Here is a 17,974-nt window from a genome sequence, read left to right as displayed (position 1 = left end):
GGGATTTTCTTGTCAGAAAGTCAGTCCAAGCAACTGAAAAGCTTAGAAGAAGCCCTTGCGCTGCCACCAGCCGGCGCGCTTCGGCTTGTCCTCGGCCTTGGCCTCGTCGCTGACGCTTGACGAGATCACCGGCACGACGGGAGCATCCACCGCCGCCGGCTTGCGCCGGTTCGAGCGGACCGATGCTTCTTCCTCGGACGCAGCCGGAGCGGTGGCGGCTGGCGCCGGCTCGACCGGTGCCGGGTCCTTGACCGGGGCTTCCGTCACGACCTCTGCCACCGTCTCGGCGGCAACTGCCTCCACGGCCTTCTTCGATCTCGATGCACGCTTTGGCTTCTTTGGCTTCTCGGTGCTTGGCGCGTCGTCATTGGCGGGAGCAGGCACGGCCGGCTCCTCGACGGGCGCGGCTGCCACCGGTTCGGCCGCGACAGCCTCGGCTTCCGGCGCGTCGGCCTCGACGCCGTCGGCTTCCTCGCCGGCAGCCGCGTCAACGCCTTCGCCCTCTTCGCGACGATTGCGCTTGCCGCCGCGCTTGCCGCGCCGGCGCTTCTTGCCGTGACCGTCATCCGCTGCCTCGGCAGCCTCGGCAATGCCGACCGGAGCCTCGTCGCCCGCTTCGATCGCTTCGTCGCTTGCAGTGGCGGGAACGCCATCGGCAGGAGCCGGAGCGGAAACAGCGTCCGCATGGGCGCCATGCTCCCGTTCGCCGTGTTCGCGATCGCGATCCTTGCCGCCGCGCCGCCGGCGGCGCTTGCGGCGCTTGCGGTCACGGCCTTCGCCGTCCTCGCCGGACCTCGGCTGAGGTTGCTGCTGCTGGGGATGGCGCGGCTGTTCGGCCTGGGCGGCGGGTGCCTCGTCTTCGTCCTCGATGACGATCTCGTCCTCGGGCTCCTCCGGCTCGACATAGGTCGGCAGGCTGCGCGCTTCGACGAAGCCCTCCGGCTTTTCGGCGATCGCGCCGCGGAAGATCGCATAGTGCTGCGCGCCGACCGTATCGTCGGCCTCGATGGTGATGGTCAGGCCGAAGCGGCTTTCGAGCTCCACCAGCGTGCCGCGCTTGTGGTTGAGCACGTAGAGCGCGGTCGCGGACGGCGTGCGCACCGTGATGTGGCTGCGCGAATCCTTGAGCAGGAATTCCTCGATCGCCCTGACCACCATCAGCGCCACCGAGGAGTCGGAACGCACATGGCCGGTGCCACCGCAATGCGGGCAGGGCTTCATGGTCGATTCCAGCACGCTGGCGCGGATGCGCTGGCGCGACATCTCCATCAGGCCGAAATGCGAGATGCGGCCGACCTGGATGCGGGCGCGGTCGTTCTTGAGGTGATCCTTCAGCCGCTTCTCGACGGAGCGGTTGTTGCGGTTCTCCTCCATGTCGATGAAGTCGATGACGATCAGGCCGGCAAGGTCGCGCAGCCTGAGTTGCCGGGCGACTTCCTCGGCCGCTTCCAGATTGGTGTGGAGCGCGGTGTCCTCGATCGAGTGCTCCTTGGTGGAGCGGCCCGAATTGACGTCGATGGAGACCAGCGCCTCGGTCTGGTTGATGATGATGTAGCCGCCGCTCTTCAGCGTCACCTGCGGCTGCAGCATGCGATCGAGCTGCGCCTCGATGCCGTTGCGCACGAAGATCGGTGTCGTGTCGCGATAGGGCTGAACCACCTTGGCGTGGCTCGGCATCAGCATGCGCATGAAGTCCTTGGCCTCGCGATAACCGTCCTCGCCGGAGACCAGGATCTCGTCGATGTCCTTGTTGTAGAGGTCGCGCACCGAGCGCTTGATCAGGCTGCCTTCCTCATAGACCAGGGCAGGGGCCGTCGACTGGAGCGTCAGGTTGCGGACATTTTCCCAAAGCCGCATCAGATACTCGTAGTCGCGCTTGATCTCGGCCTTGGTGCGGCTCTCGCCGGCGGTGCGCAGGATAACGCCCATGCCCTGCGGCACTTCGAGATCGGCCACGACCTCCTTCAGCCGCTTGCGATCCTGGGCGTTGGTGATCTTGCGCGAAATGCCGCCGCCGCGCGCCGTGTTCGGCATCAGCACCGAATAGCGGCCGGCCAGCGACAGATACGTGGTGAGCGCGGCGCCCTTGTTGCCGCGCTCTTCCTTGACCACCTGCACCAGAAGGATCTGACGGCGCTTGATCACTTCCTGGATCTTGTACTGGCGGCGCACCGGCTTGCGGCGGTTGCGGACTTCTTCCAGCGCATCCTCGGCGCCGACCGATTCGATCTCGTGGTCGTCGGGATGCGAGGACTGCACCTCTTCCAGCATGCCGCGGTCGTCGTCGCTCGAAGGCGCTTCGCCATTCTGTTCGGGTTGCGGAACGGCCTCGGAAATCACATCGGCGTCGACGCTGGCGGCGATCGAGGTGGGGCCGCCCTCCAAAGATTCGCCGGTGTCGTCAGAAGCGGCCTCATCGCCATGCCCGGCAGCGCCTTCGTCCTGGCCGCCTTGCTCTGTCTCGGCCTCAGTGCTGACTTCGATGGTCTCGGCGACCGCCTCGACGACGTCTTCGCCGCCTTCGCCAGCAACTGAGGCGTCCTCGCTGCCTGCCGCCTCGCTGCTTTCGCCGTTCTCGTCCGAACCAGCGGCGCTCGCCTCGCGCTTGTGCTCGCCGCGATCGCGGTTCTTGCCGCCGCGCCGGCGGCCGCGCCGGCCGCGATCGCGGGCCTGGTGCTCCTCGCCGTCACCGTCCTCATCGTCGTCGTCCTCGGCCTCCTGCGCTTCCGCGCGCAGCAGCGCCTGACGGTCGGCGACCGGGATCTGGTAGTAGTCGGGATGGATTTCGCTAAAGGCGAGGAACCCGTGACGGTTGCCGCCATATTCGACAAAAGCTGCCTGCAGGGACGGTTCGACGCGCGTTACGCGGGCGAGGTAGATGTTTCCTTTGAGCTGCTTCTTGTCCTGTGATTCAAAGTCGAATTCTTCAATACGGTTACCGCGAATGACGACAACGCGTGTTTCCTCCTGGTGGGAGGCGTCTATCAGCATCTTGTTGGGCATTATTTCGTTTCCCCCCGGCAGCCGCCAGCCGCAGCCTGCGGGGCAAAGCCCGCTGCTTCGGTCCTGGGTAAACATGGGTGCCGGACAATTGAACGTCCGCCGGCCGCCGCTTGAGCGCCATGGCGGTGCCGCCCGCAGCCACAATGGCGCGGTTCGTTGCGGACCTTTCCATGATTGCGCTTGAAGCCATCGGCACCAGCAGAACCTTTTGAACCAAAGCCCGGACGAACCGGACCAGCTTGTTTGCTCATACAGAGCCGGCACGGGACAACCCGGCCGTTTTCCTCACGCAGGCGATTCCCCCGCCACGGGCGCACGCCTGCGAAATTCGTCGCGATCACCTGAAGCCTTTTCGCTGGAAGCGAAAGGAGCCGCCTTTCATCTGACCTGTAGCAGGAAGCTGCGGAGGAAGCGGTTCCAGGATTGCAGTGATCCACCATCGCTTTTATGATTTGGCGGCAGGGAAGGCAACCCCGATTTCCGATGCCGGCAAAAAGGAGTTCCCTTAGGGAAGCCCGGCCGTCGGTTCCTTGCGTGAAAAGGCTTGGTTAACCTTCTCTGGATACCAATCGTTAATCGAGTTCGCGGCCTAACCGGCACTTCGATGAAACGACCCGGCGCCTGGCGCCAAACCGGGAGCGACTGGAAAGAGATGGGACTGGCAGGCACCGCAAACAAGGGTCGTTGCGCCGCTTGGCCTATCCTGCATGCCGCCTGCGTGCTTGTGCTGATGGCGGCTTTCCTGGTGTTTTCGGGCGTTTCCCGCGCCGCCGACGCGCCGCTTGGCGCCACCGGCTTCAAGATGGCGGGTGATGCCACCAAGATGCGCATCGTCATGACTTTCGACCGCGAGCCAGACGTCAAATGGTTCCTGCTGCGCGGTCCCAGTCGCCTCGTCGTCGACCTGCCGCGCACCAGATTCGCCATTGGCGCGAAGGATGTGAAGGCGCGGGGCCTTGTCCGGGCAGTCCGCTACGGCGATCAGGGCGAGGGATCGCGGCTGATCCTCACCGGCAAGGGGCCGTTTTCGGTCGACAAGCTCGACGTGCTCAAGAACGACAACGGCAGCGGCTATCGCATCGCCATCGACATGTCGGCGGCCTCGGCGCGCGAATTCGATGCCGCCCTCGCCAACCAGGCGTTGACCACCGGCTCGACAGTGTCGACCGACAAGGGCGGCAGGGTCGGAACCGGACCGATCTCCAATCCCGGCCATCGCTTCACCGTCGTCATCGACCCCGGTCATGGCGGCGTCGACGGCGGTGCCGAGGGGCTCAACGGCACCATCGAGAAGAACGTCACGCTCGCCTTTGCCACCGAATTGCGCGACAAGCTCGTCGCGGTCGGCAAGTACGATGTGTTCATGACCCGCGAGAAGGACGAGTTCCTGCGGCTGGACGACCGCGTGCGCATCGCCCGCCAGCATGAAGCCGACCTCCTGATCTCGATCCATGCCGACACGATCAGCGTCAAGGGCATTCGCGGCGCGACCGTCTATACCGTTTCAGACAAGGCTTCCGATCCCGAGGCACAGGCGCTTGCCGATCGCGAAAACCTCTCGGATCAGTTCGCCGGCATGGAGATCAAGGACGAAAACAAGGAAGTGACCGATATCCTGATCGACCTGATCCGCCGCGAGACGCACGGCTTCTCGATGAGCTTCGCCCACACCCTGGTCGGGCAGCTTTCGACCAGCGTCGGCCTTATCAACAACCCGCAGCGCTCCGCCGGGTTCAAGGTGCTGAAGGCGCCGGACGTGCCTTCGGTGCTGGTCGAGCTGGGCTATCTGTCAAACGCCAAGGACGAAGCGCAACTGCTCAGCGCCGACTGGCGCGGCAAGGCTGCGCAGAGCATAACCAATGCCGTCGCGCTGTTTGCTTCGGCGAAGGCCGGAACGGGAACCGGGGGCTGACGTTGCTGCCGCCTGCAACCCCAGGCGGCGTTGCATGGCGACAACACCCGGCGCTATAATTTCCGCGGAGGGAAGCCGAAAACCCCGTGCTGCCGTATTTTGTCCACATGGTGGCGACATGGGTTTCCCATTGCGGATTGGGACCGTCCCGGAAGCTTGCGCGACAGGCGGCTTCGTTTAGGAAATTCCCGAACCACGGACTGGAGCGGGCATGATTCGTCTCATCGGCTATTTCTTCGGCATCGGCACGACGCTGGCCCTTATCGTGGCCGCCGGCGTGGCGATCTACATCAGCCACCTGGCGAAGGACCTGCCCGACTACGAAGTGCTGGCCAAATACGAGCCGCCGGTCACGACGCGCATCCATGCTTCCGACGGCGCGCTGATGGCCGAATATGCGCGCGAGCGGCGCCTCTATCTGCCGATCCAGGCGGTTCCGGATCGAGTGAAGGCCGCCTTCCTGTCCGCCGAGGACAAGAACTTCTACAACCATCCCGGTATCGATGTGACCGGCCTCGGTCGCGCCATCATCGTCAACCTGCAGAACTTCGGCTCGGGCAGGCGCCAGGTTGGCGCCTCGACGATCACGCAGCAGGTGGCGAAGAACTTCCTGTTGACCTCGGACCAGACCTACGAGCGCAAGATCAAGGAGATGATCCTGGCCTTCCGCATCGAGCAGGCCTATTCGAAGGATCGCATCCTCGAGCTCTATCTCAACGAGATCTTCTTCGGCTTCGGCGCCTATGGCGTGGCGGGCGCGGCGCTGACCTATTTCGACAAGTCGGTCAACGAACTCACCGTCGCTGAAGCGGCCTACCTTGCTTCGCTGCCGAAGGGCCCCAACAACTACCACCCGTTCAAGCATGCCGACCGCGCGCTGGAGCGCCGCAACTGGGTGATCGACCAGATGGTCGAGAACGGCTACGTGACGCGCGAGGAAGGCGACAAGGCCAAGGCCGAGCCGCTGGGCGTGACGCCGCGCCGCAACGGCTCCTATCTGTTCGCGGGCGAGTATTTCACCGAGGAAGTGCGCCGCCAGATCATCGCGCGCTATGGCGAGAATGCGCTCTACGAGGGCGGTCTTTCGGTGCGCACGACGCTCGACCCGAAGATCCAGCTGATTGCCCGCAAGGCGATGCAGAACGGGCTGCTGAAATACGACACGCTGCGCGGTTATCGCGGACCGGCGACCCACATCGATGTCTCCGGCGACTGGGGCGTGCCGCTCGGCAACGTCAAGGGGCTGGAGGACGTGCCGGAATGGACGCTCGCCGTCGTCCTCGACAGCTCCGACACCGGCCTCTCGATCGGTCTGCAGCCGGCGCGCCAGGTCTCGGGCGACATCGTCAAGGAGCGCGTCGAAGGCACCGTCAGCAAGGAGGACATGGGTTTTGCCATGCGCCACATCGTCGACGGCAAGAGCGTCAAGGCGAAATCGCCTGCGGATGTGCTGCAGCCCGGCGACGTCATTTTCGTGCAGAAGAACGAAGGTTCGGACAGCGCCTACAGTCTGCGTCAGGTTCCGCAAGTGGAAGGCGGCCTCGTCGCCATGGATCCGCACACCGGCCGCGTTCTGGCCATGGTCGGCGGCTTCTCCTATGCGCAATCGGAGTTCAACCGGGCGACCCAGGCGATGCGCCAGCCGGGCTCGTCGTTCAAGCCGATCGTCTATTCGGCCGCGCTCGACAATGGCTACACGCCGGCCTCGGTGATCATGGACGGCCCGATCACCATCCAGAGCGGCAACACCACCTGGACGCCGAAGAACTACGACGGCACGGCGGCCGGTCCGGCGACGCTGCGCTCCGGTATCGAGAAGTCGCGCAACCTGATGACGGTGCGGCTCGCCAACGACATGGGCATGAAGCTGGTGGTTGAATATGCCGAGCGCTTCGGCGTCTACGACCATCTGGCGCCCTACCTGCCGATGGCGCTCGGCTCAGGCGAGACGACCGTGATGCGCATGGTGTCGGCCTATTCGATCATGGCCAATGGCGGCAAGTCGATCAAACCCTCGCTCATCGACCGCATCCAGGACCGCTACGGCAAGACGGTGTTCAAGCAGGACGAGCGCGGTTGCGAAGGCTGCAACGCCGCCGAATGGAAGAACCAGGCCGAACCGGAACTGGTCGACAATTCCGAGCAGGTGCTCGATCCGATGACGGCCTATCAGATCACCTCGATGATGGAAGGCGTGGTGCAGCGCGGCACCGGCGCCACCATCGCCGAGCTCGGCCGCCATATCGCCGGCAAGACCGGCACGACCAACGACGAGAAGGATGCCTGGTTCATCGGCTATACGCCGAACCTCGTTGTCGGCCTCTATATGGGCTATGACACGCCGAAAGGGCTTGGCAAGGGCGCGACCGGCGGCGGTCTGGCGGCGCCGATCTTCAAGGATTTCATGCGCGTGGCGCTGGACGGCACGCCCAACATCGACTTCCAGGTTCCGGAAGGCATGAAGCTGATCGCCATCAACCGCAAGACCGGCATGAAGGCGGCCGAAGGCGAGGCCGGCACGATCATCGAAGCCTTCAAGCCGGGCACCGGCCCCGCCGACAGCTATTGGGTGATCGGCATGGGGGCCGACGGTTCGAACGGCGCCGGCGGCGCGCTGTCGCCGCAAGCCACGCAAGCCATTCAGGATGGCGGCGGCGGACTTTACTGACGGGCTCGTATCGAATGAGGCCGGTCGGGCCACGATCCGGCCGGCCATTTCGCTTTACAGGCGGCGGTGCCGTCCCTATGTATCGCGCCGACCAAAATCAACTGGACAGAACTGGCAGCCATGCGCGCGGAAACGCTCAACATCGTCGACGAGATCAGGCAGGCCATAACCCTGCTGAGGAGGCATCTTTGACTGGGACCAGGCCATCAAGCGGCTTGAGTACCTGAACGTCCGCGCCGAGGATTCCAGCCTCTGGAACGAGCCGCTGGAAGCGCAGAAGCTGATGCGGGAGCGCCAGGAGCTCGAAGATGGCATCGCCGCCGTTAAGGGCCTGACCCAGGCGCTTGAAGACAATATCGGCCTGATCGAACTGGGCGAGGAAGAGGGCGACGAAGGCGTCGTCGCCGAGGCAGAGGCGGCACTGCGCTCGATGCAGGGCGAGGCCAAGGCCCGCCAGGTCGAGACGCTGCTGTCGGGCGAGGCCGACGCCAACGACACCTATCTCGAAATCCATGCCGGCGCCGGCGGCACCGAGAGCCAGGACTGGGCCTCGATGCTTTTGCGCATGTATACGCGCTGGGCCGAGCGCCGCCGCTTCAAGGTCGAGGTGCTGGAAGTGCACGACGGCGAAGAGGCGGGGATCAAGTCGGCCACGGTGCTGATCAAGGGCCACAACGCCTATGGCTGGCTGAAGACCGAATCGGGCGTCCACCGGCTGGTGCGCATCTCGCCCTACGACAGCAATGCGCGGCGCCACACGTCTTTCGCCAGCGTCTGGGTCTATCCGGTCATCGATGATACGATCGACATCGCTGTCTCGGAATCGGATGTCCGCATCGACACCTACCGCTCGTCGGGTTCGGGCGGCCAGCACGTCAACACCACCGATTCTGCGGTCCGCATCACCCATCTGGCGACCGGCATCGCGGTCGCCTGCCAGGCCGAACGCTCGCAGCACAAGAACCGGGCCAAGGCCTGGGAGATGCTGCGCTCGCGCCTCTACGAGGAAGAGCTGAAGAAGCGCGAGGCGGTGGCCAACGCCACCGAGGCATCGAAGAGCGACATCGGCTGGGGCCACCAGATCCGCTCCTACGTGCTCCAGCCCTATCAGCTTGTGAAGGACCTGCGCACCGGCGTCGAAAGCACCAGCCCGTCGAGCGTTCTCGACGGCGACCTCGACGAGTTCATGGAAGCCTCGCTGTCGCACCGCATCGAGGGTGGGGCGGGCGAAGCGGTGGCGGATCTCGACTAGGATATGTCCATATTCAGGTGAGGCCGGCCTGACACCTCACCAGATGAAGGAGGCGCTTGTGACCAAGCCGGACAAGGCAAATACTCACAGGCTTTCCGGAAGGTGCTTTTGCGGCGCCGTCCAGTACGAGGTGGCGGACGAATTCGTTTATGCCTTGAACTGCCACTGCTCGAACTGCCAGCGCGCCACCGGGTCGGCTTTCAAGCCCTTCGCCGGCATCGAGCGGGACAAGCTGCGCCTGACCGCCGGCGACGACAGGCTGCTGGTCTTCGGCGATCCGAGCGGCGCTCACGACAAGCACTGCGGGCAGTGCGGCTCGCTGCTTTATTCGGTAGTGCGGGCGGGCGCCTACGTCCACGTCACCATGGGGACGCTGGTGGATACGCCGAGCATCCGCCCGACGGCGCATATCTTCGTCGGTTCCAAGGCGAAATGGTTCACAGTCACCGACGATCTGCCGCAGTATGATGAGCATATTCCCGGTTGAACGGCTGGAACCAGCTTCATCCGAATTTCGTTGTCCGGCACCAGACATCCGTCGCTAACGGCTCGTTAACCAAGCCGGCGCACGATTCTGGCTGCAGAGGTTTGGCGTGCGGCGCGGCGTTGCCGATGCGGCCGCTTCTTGCGCCGGCCAAGGAATCAGCCCAGCATTCGGGCTGAGGGGATAGAAGCATTTATGGCCGGACGCGGCGTATCTGCGACCTGACGATCCGGCCAGTGGGAAGACACGTTCCGGGAACGGGCAAGCGAAAGGCTTGGAGCTCGTTTGAAAGGAACGTTCCCATGTTTGCTGCCACAATTCGACAGGCCAAAGCCGTTGAACCGGTTGGCCGCTTCCTGTTTTTCCTGGCTGCGGCCGCGGTGGTCGTGGTGCTGACTGCGCCTGCGCACGCGCATGACGCCAAGCCTACGGCGGCATTGCCGCAAGGCTGGAGCTATCCGTTCTCGTGCTGCGCCAACTATGATTGCCGCACGACCCACTCCGGCGAAGTCCTGGAGAAGCCGGAGGGCTATGTGATCGCCGGCACGGGCGAGGTGGTTCCCATGACCGACAAGCGCGTCAAGGACAGCCCCGACGGCGAATTCCACTGGTGCGCGCATCAGGCGGGACTCGATGCCGGCAAGACCATCTGCCTGTTCGTGCCGCCGCGCTCCTATTGAGGCGACGGGCATCCGACCTGCGGGTCAAGGGGCATCGGGCTTTCCAGTTTTTGAGAGCGGGCAGGCAAGCCTGCCGACAGGCGATTGTCAGGAGCGATTCTTTATGTTGCCTTGCCGCGGTGGACGGCGGGCAACGGAGAGGAATTCGTTCATGACCATTAAGGGAAGCTGCCACTGCAAGGCGACGACATTCGAGGTTTCAGAAGCGCCGCAAACAGTGACGCATTGCACATGCTCCTTCTGTTCGAAACGCGGCTCGCTCTGGGCCTATTATGTGCCCGAGCAATTCAAGCTCACCAGCCCGCCCGAAAACGTCTCGTTCTACCGCTGGGGCTCCAAGACCATAAAGCACGGCTTTTGCGCCACCTGCGGCTGCGGCACCTTCACCGAAACGCCCGACTGGTCGACCGGTGAGCCGGACTTCGACAACCCGAAGATCAGCGTGAACTCGCGCCTGTTCGACGATTTCGATCTCGACAAGGTCGAGGTCGTCGTCATCGACGGCAAGAATCTCTGGTAGGGGGCACTGGCCGGAACAGCCGCGCATGGCGACGATGGAAAAGCTCTGATCGGCATTTTGCCGTTCCGCTTTTCGCCGTATTTCATGCTACAAGACCGCCGGAAGGGCTGATATGGCGCGGCTGCAATGGCCGCGGTTTGGAGAGGGACATTCTCATGAAGAAGACTGTGCTCGTCGTCGTGGCGACGGCTGTATTGGTGAGCGCTTGCACCACCACCGATCCGTACACCGGTGAGCAGAAGGTTTCCAACACGGCGGCCGGCGCCGGCCTTGGCGCGATCGCGGGTGCCGGGCTTGGCCTTCTGGCCGGCGGCAACGACCGTCGCAACGCGCTGATCGGCGCCGGCATCGGCGCGCTCGCCGGCGGCGCCATCGGCGCCACGATGGACCAGAACGAGGCCGAGCTGCGCCGTCAGCTCCAGGGCACCGGCGTCAGCGTCACGCGCACCGGCGACCAGATCATCCTCAACATGCCGTCCGACATCACCTTCAACATCGACCAGGACGCGGTGAAGCCCGGCTTCTATCCGGTGCTGAATTCGGTGGCGCTTGTGCTGAACAAGTTCCGCCAGACCACGGTCGACGTTTTCGGCCACACCGATTCGACCGGCGGCGACGAACACAATTTCGACCTGTCGCAGCGCCGCGCGCTCGCGGTCGCCAACTATCTGTCCGGGCAAGGTGTCGATTCGCGCCGCTTCGCCGTCACCGGATTCGGCAAGACCCGCCCGATCGCGTCCAATGCGACGACACAGGGCCGCGCGCAGAACCGCCGCGTCGAGATCCAGCTTTCGCCGCTCACCTGAGCCCTTCGGCATCGAAACGTATAGACGGCCCCCACGGGGGCCGTTTTCGTTTGAACCGACATTGGCAGCCTTCAGTTCACCCAGTCGTCCTGAAGAATTAGCTAGTTCTAACGAACTGCTTTTCCGGGATAGTGGAAAGGAATAGCATCGGACCGTTCCAGAGGGACGGGGCGGTACAATCGGCCGCGCAATCAAGAAGTTCGACGCCTCGGTCTTGCACGGCCAGATCAGAAAATCTGGGAGGAATGCATGACGAAAACAGTTCGCTTCGGTGTTCTCGCTCTGACGGGTCTCATCGGCGCCTGGCTTGGCGCGGCCACGGCTCAGGCCGAGGATGCCGGCAAGGCCGACATCGAGGCCTTGAAAAAGTCGCTCGCCAAATACGAGGACTACACCGCCGCCATCCGCGACCTCTATCTGTCGACTGTCGGCTGCGTCTACTACAGCGGCGAAAAGATAGCCGGCACGATGGATTATCCGAAGGGCGCCATGGGCATCCACTTCGTCAATGTTCCCAGCGTCGGGCAGAAACTCGATCCGATGCGCCCCAACGTGCTGATCTATGAGCCGACCAAGAAGGGCCTGAAGCTGGTCGGGGTCGAATGGCTGGTGCCGCTGACACCGGACGTCAAGGAAGCACCTTCGTTATTCGGCCAGAAATTCATGGGGCCGATGGAGGGACACTATCCGCTCATCCCGAAGGAGTTCGTCCACTACGACCTTCACGCCTGGCTCAAGGACAACCCGAACGGCGTGTTCAGCCCGACCAACCCGAACGTGAAATGCAACAAGGCCGAGTTCCCGATGCTGGAGAAGCCGACCAAGATGATGCCCGGCCCGATGTGAGGGCCCGCAAGGCCGTCCAGACAAGAAAAGGCAAGCCGAGTGCTCGGCTTGCCTTTTGTCGAAACGGAACAGAGATCAGACCTTGGCGACGATCCGCATGAAGGCGGGCATGTCGTCGCCGAAACCGACGGTGGCGTCGTCTTCTTCCTGACGGTGGCGGGCAGGGCGGTCGCGCTCCCGCTTCGGCTCGCCGCGCTGGTCGTTGCGATCGCCCCTGCGCTCGCTGTTTTCGGAACGGATCGCTTCCTTGCGCGCGCGCCGCTCGCCGATATCGGCCACCGTTGCCTCGGCCGCGACCGGCTGCTCCTCGCGTGCCGGGGCCGGCGTGTCTTCGCCGTGCCGGGCATGGCGCTCGCGCGGCTTGCGCTCGCCCCTGTCCTTGCGGTCCTCGTCCTTGCGGCCGGCGCGGCGCGGCGCGCCGCGGCCACGGCGGGGCGCTTCATCCTCGCCTTCGCTTGCGACCACCGTCGACAGGTCGCCGTCGTGCCACTCGATCTTGTTGCCGATCAGCCGCTCGATCGCATCGATGTATTTGGTGTCCGATTTGGTGGCGATGGTGAAGGATTTACCGGCGCGTCCGGCGCGGCCGGTGCGGCCGATGCGGTGGACATAGTCCTCGGCATGGATCGGCACGTCGTAATTGAAGACGTGGCTGACATCGGGGATATCGAGGCCGCGCGCGGCGACGTCCGAAGCGACGAGGTAGCGCAACTTGCCGTCGCGGAAATTGGCCAGCATCTGCATGCGCGCGCGCTGGTCCATGTCGCCATGCAGGGCGCCGGCATCGAAATCATACTTCAGCAGCGAGCGGAACAGTTCCGAGACCTCGACCTTGCGGTTGCAGAAGATGATGGCGTTCTTCAGTTCGGCGTCTTCGGCCTTCATCAGGTTGCGCAGCGTCTCGCGCTTGTCCCAGGGCTTGGAGCCGGACTTGACCAGGCGTTGTGTGATGCTGGTCGCGGTGGAGGCGGCCTTCGAGACCTCGACGCGCACCGGTGCGTGCAGGAACTTTTCCGTCAGCTTGGTGATCTCGGGCGGCATCGTCGCCGAGAAGAACAGCGTCTGACGCGTGAACGGGATCATCTCGCAAATGCGCTCGATGTCGGGGATGAAGCCCATGTCGAGCATGCGATCGGCCTCGTCGATGACGAGGATCTCGACGCCGTTGAGCAGCAGCTTGCCGCGCTCGCGGTGATCGAGCAGGCGGCCGGGGGTCGCGATCAGCACATCGGCGCCGCGCTCCAACTTCTTGTCCTGCTCGTCGAAGGAGACGCCGCCGATCAGCAGCGCGATGTTGAGCTTATGGTTCTTGCCGTATTTGACGAAGTTTTCCTCGACCTGCGCGGCAAGCTCGCGCGTCGGTTCGAGGATCAGCGTGCGCGGCATGCGGGCGCGGGCGCGGCCTTTCTCGAGACGCGTCAGCATCGGCAGCACGAAGGATGCCGTTTTGCCGGTGCCGGTCTGGGCGATGCCCAGCACATCCTTGCCCAGCAAGGCATGCGGGATGGCGCCGGCCTGGATCGGCGTCGGCTTGGTGTAACCGGCATCGGTGACCGCGGAAAGGACCTTCGGCGAAAGGCCGAGGTCCGCGAATGTCAACGCTTCTTGAGCAGTCTGGGTGTCTGAGGACAAGTTTGGCTGTCTTTGGCTTTTACAGGGGGAAGCGCAACGGTATCCGTCGCGGCAGGCGCCGCGCGCCTGCAAGATCGGCGTTGGAGTTAGGCGCAAGCCCACGATTTGTCAACAGAAACGGCCGGAAATGCTGCGATTGTGAAGACGTAAGCTTAATCGCGATGCTTAATCGAGGCCCTGTCCTGGTACCGGCTCAGTAGCGGAACTGTTCGGCGAGGATGCGCTCGTTCCATGAATGGTTGGGATCGAACAACAACGTCGCCGTCGCGGTCGGCGACTCCCGCACTGTAACCGAGGCCACGGCCTTCACTTCGGTATGGTCGGCGGCCGCGTTCACCGGCCGCTTTTCGGCTTCGAGTATGTCGAAGCGCACCGTCGCCTTGTTGGAAAGCAGGGCGCCGCGCCAGCGGCGCGGACGGAACGGGCTGACCGGCGTCAGCGCCAGCAGCGGCGCGTCGAGTGGCAGGATCGGGCCGTGCGCGGAGAGGTTATAGGCGGTCGAGCCGGCGGGTGTCGCGATCATCACGCCGTCGCAGTTCAGTTCCTCGAGCCGCACCTGCTCGTCCACCGCGATGCGGATCTTGGCCGTCTGGTAGGACTGGCGCCAGAGCGCCACTTCGTTGATCGCCAGCGCAGAGACGGTCTCGCCCTCATGCGTCACCGCCAGCATCTCCAGCGGACGGATGGTCTCGGCGACCGCGGCGGCGATGCGCTCCTCGAGGCCGCCGGCGCGGTATTCGTTCATCAGGAAGCCGATGGTGCCACGGTTCATGCCGTAGACCTTCTTTCCGGTGCTCATCGTGTCACGCAGCGTCTGCAGCAGGAAGCCGTCGCCGCCGAGGGCGACGACAATCTCGGCCTCTTCGACCGATGTCTGCCCATAGTGCGACGACAGGCTTTCCAGCGCCGCTTTGGCGTCGGCGGTGTCGGACGAGACGAAGGCGAAATGGCTGGCGGCTTTGCTCATGGCTTCCCGATTACGAGCGGCTGGCGGCGGCCCGTTTCCGGACCGCGCCAGCGCCGGGGTAGCATGGGCCGCCCGCATCTGCAAAGGCCCGCACAGGACGGCAATGAAAGGCAGTTGCTCGCGCATTGTGTCGCCGGATGGCCGAACGTGATGGTTAAGACGAAGCTTAAGCTCTCGTAAAGCCGGATGGGCCATGTTAGCCGGCAGTGGATGGGTTGGCGGGGGCCAGCAAGTCGAGACCTGTCTATTGCCGGTGACACGCCTGATTATCGTCTTCCTGATGCTGGGAAGTTTTGCCCTCGTCTTCGCCGAACTGGTACGGCATTCGGAAGATATGAGTTCCCGGCCCCAGCCGACGGCCTCGCGTTGCGGTGACACCGCCGGAATGCCCTGTCCGCAAAGAGCGCTGTAAGATCGCTGTCCTACGTCGCCGCGCTTCCGGCTCCTACTGCGTCACGACCTGAAGATTGGCGTTGCCGTAGAAAGTATAGGCAAGGTAGGTCGGGTCACCCGTTTCGTAAAAGCGCTTGCGCACGCCTTGCAGGATTTCGGCGAGGTAGACCGGCCCGTCCTTGAGCCGGGTGGTGATGCCGCCGTAGAAATCGGCAGAGAAGGCGGCCGCGGCGCGGTCGGTCAGCGGCCACATGCCGCCGATGAAACCGGAAGCGCCGCTCGCCAGCACCGCAGGTCCCCAGCCCTGCACGAAGCCACCGAACATCTGCGAGCGTCCGCTGTCGCAGGCGTTGAAGAAATAGAAGGGATTGCCTGTACCGTGGGCGGCCGCGACCAGCGCGCGCCAGGTGTCGGATCGAGCGACTGATCGACGAGGTCGATGGCAAAAACCGGTCGGCCGCTGCCAGGCTGGTTGACCTCGCCATGGCCGGAAAAATGGATGAAGCCGGTCGAGACCTCGCCGACGAGCTTTTCGAAAGAGACGAAATCGCCGTCGAAGCGGCGATAACCGGAAAGCTTGCTGAGCGCCTCGATCTCGACCTCCTGGAACGACAGAGACTGCTTGTCGACATAGGAGGGGGCTACGGCCGCAACGCCGGTGAAGACCAGCCGGTCGAGCGGATTGTCGACCTGCGAGGACATGCTGCGCGGCGCCCAGCGCGCCAGCCGATAGCCCATGCCGAGGAAGCCGTCCTGCGTCGCGCCGTCGTCGCTTCGCGGGCGGATCAATTCCCAGGGCAGTGTCGGGCTGTTCGAGGTGATCTGGATCGAGCGCAGTTCGCCCTTGCTGCGCAACGACCAGAAAACATGCTTGAACACCTTCGGCACATAGTCGCGATAGAGCACATCGCCGAAGCCTTCGGCGGCAAGCGTGACGAAGCGCTTTTGCGCTTCCGGGTCATTGCTTGCGGCGGGCTGCTGCAACGAAACCGCGCCGCGCAGGCTGAGGCCGAGCTGCAGCAGGCGTTGGTATTCGGACTCCAGCCATGCCGCCATTTCCGGTGGTGTCGAGAAACTGTCGGTCACCGGTCCGGCCAGATGCGGCGAATGGATGATGATCTGTCCCGAGCCGAGGCCGCTCGGATCGTCATAGAGGATGGTGACGTCGAGATCGGGCACGTCGCCATCGCCGTTGAGGTCGATACTGCCGGTCAATGGCTGTCTCGGCGCCGAGGCGAGCAGCATCGCCGGGGCAGGGGTGGCGGCTTCGGCGCCGGGAGCGGGTATCCGCGTCCGCGCTATGGTGACGGGCCGCGATGCCGAGCCGAGAAAACGTCCGGCACTGTAGATGCGGGCGATGAACTGGCCTGGCTTGCTGTCCTGGCCGATCGGCCGCGCCTTGAGCTCGAAGCGGACGAAATCGCTGTCGCCTTCGCGATAGAGCGTGGTTGCCCGGCTCCATTTGCCGCCATCGGCGAGATCGAAGCCCGAGGCGAAGAGATCGATGTCGATCGGCCATTGCTCTGTGCCCGCTGGCATCGCCATGCGCAGTGCGCCGTCCTCGGTCACCGTCGTGCCGGGTGCGGCTTTCACCTTGACCTCTGGCGTCAATTGCTCCTCGGTCAACGCGATCGATACGGTCACGACGTCACCCGCCACCACCTCGTCCGGCGCATCGATGGCCGGGTGCCGGACGACCTGCTCCGTGGCCGGCTCCGGAGCGGGCGGCGGGGGTGGAAGGTTGCCATCGTCGGGATCGACATCCGCGCCGCCGGCAGGAACCAAGACCGGCCCGGTCGAGGGCTGGTCCTGGGCTGAGGCCGGTGCCGGATCAGGGGGCAGGGGCGGAAGGCCGTCACCGGGATCGATCTCGGTGTTGCCGGCGGGCGGCGGGCCAGCGCCCGTCGACGGCTGGTCCGGGGCCGAGGCCTTGGCGGTTTCCGCGGCGCGCTCCATTTCGGCCCTGAGTGCCTCAGCCTGTGCCCGCAGTTGTTGCTCATAGGCCTCGCGCTGGGCCTGCTCGCGCTTGTATGCCTCGTAGGCTGCGGTTTCCTCGGCCTGGCTTTCGGGATGGCTGGTCTCCGGGGCGACGTCCATCGGATACGGCTCCTGGCCACCGCTGCCGCCGCCGCCCCAGCCACCGCCGCCGTCCCAACCACCGCCGTTGCCGAGGCCGCCGCCGGCCAAACCGCTGCTGCCGCCGCCCCAGCCACCGCCGCCGTCCCAACCACCGCCGTTGCCGAGGCCGCCGCCGGCCAAACCGCTGCTGCCGCCGCCGGAACCACCACCGTCGCTGTCGGAACCACCGCCGCCGCTGCCCGAGTCGCCACTTCCGAGGCCGGCCGGTGGGCTGCCGTAGCCGCCGTCGCTCGCCCCGCTCATAGGCGGCGGCGCCGCGGTTGCGGGCGCATTGTCAAGCTGTGCCATTCCAGTCCGCTGGTCGGCCAGCCAGACATTGGCGAGGACGACCGCAAGCACGCCTAACATGGCGGCGACAACAATCAGGACAACAGTTTTGGCGCGCATGTACCCAAGCCCTGTGGTGCGGAATTCGTCTCCGTTGGCATCTGCTCCCGTAGGCTGGGCCTGCTGGACTGCGGGCCGGTTCGGTCCTCGCCGTGGCTCAGCAGCCCGACCGCAAAACCTATCTGCCGCAAGCTTGCCGCGATCCGCACGGCGACGGCGGGCGCGCCGTCACCGGCCGGACCGGCGACGACCAAGGCGATGCGTTCCTCGCCGCGCGCGGCGGAAAAGAGCCCTCTGGTCATCAGCAGCACAATCGCCCAAAAAAGGCGCATGACCCCCAACCCA

Annotated in this window: 14 protein-coding genes; 8 read left to right on the top strand and 6 right to left on the bottom strand. The window is 64.6% G+C overall.

Features of this window, described 5'->3' with window-relative positions; genetic code table 11:
* Positions 1-42: 42 nt before the first annotated feature.
* Positions 43-3,003 carry a ribonuclease E/G gene (locus tag EN846_RS18070; RefSeq protein WP_135858404.1) on the bottom strand — a complete coding sequence of 987 codons (2,961 nt, stop codon included), beginning with the start codon at positions 3,001-3,003 and terminating at the stop codon, positions 43-45.
* A 652-nt stretch (positions 3,004-3,655) separates the two neighbouring features.
* Here EN846_RS18070 and EN846_RS18065 point away from each other — a divergent pair.
* From EN846_RS18065 to EN846_RS18030, 8 genes are all read left to right on the top strand, one after another.
* Entirely contained in the window at positions 3,656-4,915 is a 1,260-nt protein-coding gene (locus EN846_RS18065; protein WP_128346464.1) for an N-acetylmuramoyl-L-alanine amidase, read from the top strand.
* A gap of 211 nt (positions 4,916-5,126) precedes the next feature.
* Positions 5,127-7,583, top strand: a complete 2,457-nt coding sequence (locus tag EN846_RS18060; protein ID WP_127393734.1) for a penicillin-binding protein 1A — start codon at positions 5,127-5,129, stop codon at positions 7,581-7,583.
* Positions 7,584-7,703: 120 nt separating this feature from the next.
* A protein-coding gene (gene prfB, locus EN846_RS18055) for a peptide chain release factor 2 (RefSeq protein ID WP_127285894.1) occupies positions 7,704-8,835 on the top strand; the annotation gives its coding sequence in 2 pieces (ribosomal slippage) (positions 7,704-7,769 and positions 7,771-8,835; 1,131 coding nt in all).
* A 58-nt stretch (positions 8,836-8,893) separates the two neighbouring features.
* On the top strand, positions 8,894-9,322 hold the full coding sequence (locus EN846_RS18050) for a GFA family protein (protein ID WP_245511285.1): 429 nt from the start codon (positions 8,894-8,896) through the stop codon (positions 9,320-9,322).
* A 299-nt stretch (positions 9,323-9,621) separates the two neighbouring features.
* Positions 9,622-9,999, top strand: coding sequence for a hypothetical protein (locus EN846_RS18045; protein WP_127392918.1), 378 nt, complete (start codon positions 9,622-9,624; stop codon positions 9,997-9,999).
* A gap of 151 nt (positions 10,000-10,150) precedes the next feature.
* Positions 10,151-10,519 carry a GFA family protein gene (locus EN846_RS18040; RefSeq protein ID WP_127309498.1) on the top strand — a complete coding sequence of 123 codons (369 nt, stop codon included), beginning with the start codon at positions 10,151-10,153 and terminating at the stop codon, positions 10,517-10,519.
* 155 nt (positions 10,520-10,674) lie between these two features.
* Positions 10,675-11,325: an OmpA family protein gene (locus EN846_RS18035; RefSeq protein WP_127285898.1), complete on the top strand. Its 651-nt coding sequence runs from the start codon at positions 10,675-10,677 to the stop codon at positions 11,323-11,325.
* Between the two features lie 249 nt (positions 11,326-11,574).
* Positions 11,575-12,171, top strand: a complete 597-nt coding sequence (locus EN846_RS18030) for a hypothetical protein (protein ID WP_127309499.1) — start codon at positions 11,575-11,577, stop codon at positions 12,169-12,171.
* Positions 12,172-12,246: 75 nt separating this feature from the next.
* On the opposite strand, the gene EN846_RS18025 is transcribed toward EN846_RS18030, so the two are convergent.
* The 5 genes from EN846_RS18025 to EN846_RS18000 all read right to left on the bottom strand — a co-directional run bounded on the left by EN846_RS18025 (position 12,247) and on the right by EN846_RS18000 (position 17,961).
* Positions 12,247-13,803 carry a DEAD/DEAH box helicase gene (locus EN846_RS18025; protein WP_187331298.1) on the bottom strand — a complete coding sequence of 519 codons (1,557 nt, stop codon included), beginning with the start codon at positions 13,801-13,803 and terminating at the stop codon, positions 12,247-12,249.
* Positions 13,804-13,996: 193 nt separating this feature from the next.
* Positions 13,997-14,770 (bottom strand): NAD kinase, encoded by a 774-nt coding sequence (locus tag EN846_RS18020; protein ID WP_127392916.1) that lies wholly within the window; start codon positions 14,768-14,770, stop codon positions 13,997-13,999.
* A gap of 445 nt (positions 14,771-15,215) precedes the next feature.
* Positions 15,216-15,452: a hypothetical protein gene (locus EN846_RS18010; RefSeq protein WP_348630826.1), complete on the bottom strand. Its 237-nt coding sequence runs from the start codon at positions 15,450-15,452 to the stop codon at positions 15,216-15,218.
* Positions 15,404-17,689, bottom strand: a complete 2,286-nt coding sequence (locus EN846_RS35175; protein WP_189523699.1) for a hypothetical protein — start codon at positions 17,687-17,689, stop codon at positions 15,404-15,406. The genes EN846_RS18010 and EN846_RS35175 overlap by 49 nt, the downstream gene beginning before the upstream one ends.
* The gene (locus EN846_RS18000; RefSeq protein ID WP_127287428.1) at positions 17,665-17,961 is read right to left on the bottom strand and encodes a hypothetical protein; all 297 of its coding nucleotides are present in this window, start codon (positions 17,959-17,961) and stop codon (positions 17,665-17,667) included. Before EN846_RS18000 ends, EN846_RS35175 begins: the two co-directional genes overlap by 25 nt.
* Positions 17,962-17,974: the final 13 nt, after the last annotated feature.

It is taken from the genome of Mesorhizobium sp. M4B.F.Ca.ET.203.01.1.1 (genome assembly GCF_004791025.1).
GTDB lineage: Bacteria > Pseudomonadota > Alphaproteobacteria > Rhizobiales > Rhizobiaceae > Mesorhizobium > Mesorhizobium abyssinicae.
Note: the sequence above shows the minus strand (reverse complement) of the source record. Positions and strands in the feature narration are given on the sequence as shown.